The sequence below is a fragment of the Variovorax sp. efr-133-TYG-130 genome (assembly GCF_030208835.1).
Taxonomy (GTDB): Bacteria; Pseudomonadota; Gammaproteobacteria; order Burkholderiales; family Burkholderiaceae_C; genus Variovorax.
In genome coordinates, this window is the sequence record NZ_JARVTD010000015.1 from 1 (window position 1) to 4,303 (window position 4,303).

4 protein-coding genes are annotated in these 4,303 nt (G+C 66.0%); all 4 read right to left on the bottom strand.

Annotated features, from left to right (window positions below; genetic code table 11):
* Nucleotides 1–209 precede the first annotated feature (209 nt).
* Complete coding sequence (locus QRN67_RS17640) at nucleotides 210–605, bottom strand: hypothetical protein (RefSeq protein WP_285412872.1); 396 nt, start codon at nucleotides 603–605, stop codon at nucleotides 210–212.
* Between the two features lie 39 nt (nucleotides 606–644).
* Nucleotides 645–1,139: a pentapeptide repeat-containing protein gene (locus QRN67_RS17645; RefSeq protein ID WP_285412874.1), complete on the bottom strand. Its 495-nt coding sequence runs from the start codon at nucleotides 1,137–1,139 to the stop codon at nucleotides 645–647.
* 124 nt (nucleotides 1,140–1,263) lie between these two features.
* The gene (locus QRN67_RS17650) at nucleotides 1,264–1,647 is read right to left on the bottom strand and encodes an SEL1-like repeat protein (protein WP_285412876.1); all 384 of its coding nucleotides are present in this window, start codon (nucleotides 1,645–1,647) and stop codon (nucleotides 1,264–1,266) included.
* A gap of 92 nt (nucleotides 1,648–1,739) precedes the next feature.
* Nucleotides 1,740–4,303 (bottom strand): DUF8616 domain-containing protein (locus QRN67_RS17655; RefSeq protein WP_285412878.1); only part of this gene is annotated, 2,564 nt, incomplete at its 5' end.

Below are 4,303 nucleotides of genomic sequence, written 5' to 3' on the forward strand. Positions count from 1 at the left end.
CGCCGCTGAACGAACGCAGCCAGTCGTCCACCGCCTTGCTCGCAGCCGCGACGTCTTCCTTCACGATCGTGTTCAGCGGCGCCACCGCCGTCTGGGGTTCGCGCTCGGTCGGCTTCTGGCCTTGCTGTTGCGGGCCCTCTTTTTCTGCCATTTTCTCTCCCTGCCTCCGGCTGATGCCTTGTCTTGTCAGTGCTGTGAATCGATGCTCTTCAAGGCTGGATCACGCAGTCCTTCATCGTGAGAAATGCCGACCCCATCGCGAAGCCGACCTCGCAGCTCGCGGTGAACTTCGCACCGCTGCGCATCTTGCCCATCCTCTGGCTCTGCGCGTCGTCCGTAGGTGTCAGGCGCGCCAGCTCCTGGCTGCCGCGCACGTCGGCAGCGCGGATCAGCGACGTACCGCCGAAGGAATCGGACGCTTCGATGACCACCGCCGCGAACTGCACGCGCTTGCCGTATTCAGGCATGCCGAGCGCACGACGGCCCTGCTTCTCGTAGCTCTGGTGCAGCTTGGTCAGCGTGGTTTTCGTTTCCGCTTGCGCAGCACATAGAGAAGCGGCGCCCAGGAAGACGGTGGCGACAAGGGTGGTCTTGATACTTTTCATGATCATGGAATAGATGAGTGATGAGGTGCCGGTGAGGGCTCAGTTGATGTTGGCGCCCTGGAACTCGAGCTGTTCGAAGGTGCTGCCCGTAAAGTCAACGCTGCGTCCCTGCAGCCCCTGCGCGTGCACTACGGTGCCGCTGCAGTCCAGGACGCCGACGTCGTTCCAGCTGCCGCCGGCGAAGCTGATGTCGTCCCACTGGCACTGCCTGAAGGTGCTGCTTCCGATGTTCGCGCCGTCGAAGTTCGCGCGCGTGAAGCTGCAGTTGACGAAGGTGCACCCGGTGATCGAGATGCTGCCGAAGTCGCACTGGCTGAAGCTGCAGCCCGCGAACTGGCAGCCGCTCCAGCCCGCCTGCCTGAAGCTCGTGGCCGTGAAGCTCGTGCCTGCGAAGGTCGTCGAAGCGAACTGGGCAAGGCCCAGGTCGAGCCCGGCGTAGGCAAAGCTGTCGGCCTGGCCGACGAGTCCGGCGGGAGCGCCGCCTGCGCCTTTGCGCCACATGTCGTGGGCGAGGATGATGATTTGGGAAGACATTCGATGCCCCTCGGTTGGTTCGCCTTCTCGAACAGCCCGAAAGCGTTCGCCAATGCCATCACGATTGGAGTGTTGAGCACCAGCCGCTCCGGCGATTCGATTTCAAACAGCGGCAAGACCGAACTCACGGACGCGAGCCCCGGGCCTTCGCGCGTGCCGCTTCGATTTCCTTGAGCAGGTCGCCCGCCTCCGCATTGCCGTTCTTCGCCGACTCCGCCGCCCAGTGCGCGGCCTCGGCGAGGTCCTTGCCGCTCATGTAGAGGTCGTAGGCCAGGTTGTGCTGCGCCACGACGTGCCCGGCCTTGGCCGCTGCCGTCAGCCAGCGGGTGCGCTGAACGTCGTCGGAAGACGCGAAGGTGTAGTACAGCGAGAGACGGAACGCGGCTTCGGCGTCGCCGGCCTCGGCCTTCGTGACCAGTTCGGCTCGTTGCGCGTCCGTCAATGCGAAGGACCGCGCGCCCGAGATGGGCGACGAGGAAGAGGCTGGTGCGGCGTCGGGCTTGTCCATGGTTCGGTTCTCCGTTGCGTAAGAGACTGGAAGGTTCAGAAGAAGAGGAAGCAGCACTGCCAGCTTCGCGCCGAACCTGAGATCGATGTTCTTCATGACTTTGGGTTGAAGGTATGCCAGACGCCGGGATCGGCGGTGTCCATGGTGCCGTCGGCCTTCTGGCCGGCGGGCTTGTAGGCACCGTGGGGCCAGATCCACAGGAGCTTGTCGGGCGCCACGACAGGCGCATTGAGCTCGTTGGCCAGCTTCTGGGCGTAGGGGTCGGTGCCCTTGCCGGTCTCGCACGACATCAGTTGCACCTTCTGCCCTTCCGTATAAGACGGGTGCGCCTTGATCCGCTCTGCCATCTGCGCAGGGGTGACGCCCCTGAGCGCGGTGTCGGTCATGATGCTCGGGTTGCCATGGGAGCCGACCGTGAACGTGCCGGGCGGGCTTGGGATGTTGTCGGCCGACTGGCGGATCGCCTCGTTGTGCGGGAACAGGTTGATGTCGACCAGCCCCAGCGGGTCGATGCCGCGAACGGGGTTGCCGCCGACGTATGCGTACAGGTTGAGGCCGCCCGCAAGCCCCATCGGATCGGGCGAGACATACCGGCCGCTCGCCGGATCGTAGTAGCGGTAGCGGTTGTAGTGCAGCCCCGTCTCGGCGTCGAAGTACTGCCCCTGGAAACGGATGCGGTTCGAGAGGCCGGCACGTCGCCCCGCTTCGCTGATGACTTCGCGCGCCTCGCCCCAGGCCCTGTACTGGGCCGACCAGCCGACGTGGCCTTCGTGATCGGTCAGGTCCCGAGGCGTGCCGAGATGGTCGCACTGGTAGAAGGCGATCTCGTCCGCCTCGAAGCTGCGTTGTCCCGGCTGGAGTTCGCCGTTCCACAGCGGGTCTTGCTCGATGTCGTAGGCACCGCCGTTGGCGGCCATGAGCTCCCGCACGTCGGGCGTCCTGCCCGGCACGATCGCATGCGCCTGGCGCAGTTGAATCAGTGGCGCGAAGGAGCGCGGCTCGTGGATGTAATGCACGCTCCGGCCGCGTCCGTCGTCTTCCTGCTCTGCGGCAACGCTCTGCGTGCTTTCGAAGGCGAGCGTGTCGCCATCCCAGCCGAACCGGGTGATGCTGTCTCGCGAGCGCTTCGAGATGCGGCGGCCCATCGGGTCGTAGGCGAACGAGGTTTGGGTGCCGTCTTCGTCCGTGGCGGAGCTCAGCCGCCCGAAACCGTCCCATGCGAAGGTGGTCGAGCGGCCGTTGCACACGCGCTCGACCACGTTGCCGTGCTCGTCGTAGCGATAGCGGACCCCGGCATAGGCCTCGAGCAGGTTGTCGAGCAAGGGAACGATGGGAGCCCGGCTTCCTCCGGACGTGCCGTCGGGCTCGACGATGTTGCCCGCAGGATCGAAGGCGAAGGTCTCGCGTCCGAACCGGCTGTTGGCCTCGACCAGGCGGCCGACCGGGTCGTAGCGGTAATCGAGGTTGCCATGATGGCTGTCGCCGATGGCCACCAGCTGCCCCGCCTTGTCGTAGCCATAGGTGCGCTGTAGTTGCAGCGCACCGGGTGCGCTCGCCTGGCCCGGCACGACCTGCTGCTCCAGCCGCCTGCCTGCGTTGTCGTAACGCAGCTTCTGGGTCAGGCCGTTGCGCTGCTCGCGCAGCACTTCGCGATGCAGGTCGTCGCGCTCGAAGCCGACGATGTCGTGACCGTCCAGCAACAGGCCGTGCACGTGGCCCGAACCGTAGGTGAGCCACTGGGTCGTGTGGCCGTCGGGGCGGATCGTGGCGACGCGCTGGTTGAGCGCGTCGTAGCGGTGCTGCCATATCGCCGTGCGTCCGGCCTGCAGATCGTGCTGGTGCTCACGCGTCAGGTTGCCGGCCGGGTCGTAGAACCACTGCAGGCGCGCGTCGTCGTTCGATGCTTCGACCATGCGCCCGTTGCGGTCGAAGGCGAAGCGCTCGACCTGGCTGCCGACGGCCCGCTCGGTCATCCTGCCCAGTGCATCGGCCTGCAGCTGCACCACCCGCCCGCCCGCTTGCACCTCGACGAGCCGGCCGGTGCCTTCTTCGTAACGGTACTGCGTGGTCCGCTGAGCGAAGTCGATCTTCTCCAGCAACCGGCCCACGAGGTCGTAGCGCAGGCTGTGGCGGCTGCCATTCTCGTTGCGCAATTCGACGAGACGGCCCAGCAAGTCCCACTGGTATTTGAGCGAATGCCCCTCGGCATCCGTACGGCCCGCGATCAGGCCTGCGCGGCCATAGCTGTAGCGCGTGCGGCGTCCGAGCCCGTCGACATGCGCGAGCATGCGTCCCTCGGGGTCGTGCAGTGTCTGCTCGCGCGTTCCGTCGGGCAGGACGATCTCGTGGAGCAGGCCCGGCACGCTGCCTTGGGCATGCGGCACCGCGTCTTGTTCCGGGCGGCTGTAGAGGTGACGCGTGACGTTGCCCGCAGGATCGACCGCCGTGGTGAGCCGGCCGCGATCGTCGTATGTCCAGCGGCTGGTCTTGCCCGAGCAATCCGTGAGGCTCGCGAGCCGGCCGCGAGGCGTGTAGCTCATCAGCTTCGTGCCGCCCTTCGCATCGGTAATGCGCACGGGCCTGCCGGCTTTGTCATAGGCATACTCGGTCTTGTGCCCCAGCGGATCGATCTCTTCGGTGAGATGGCCCTGCGCGT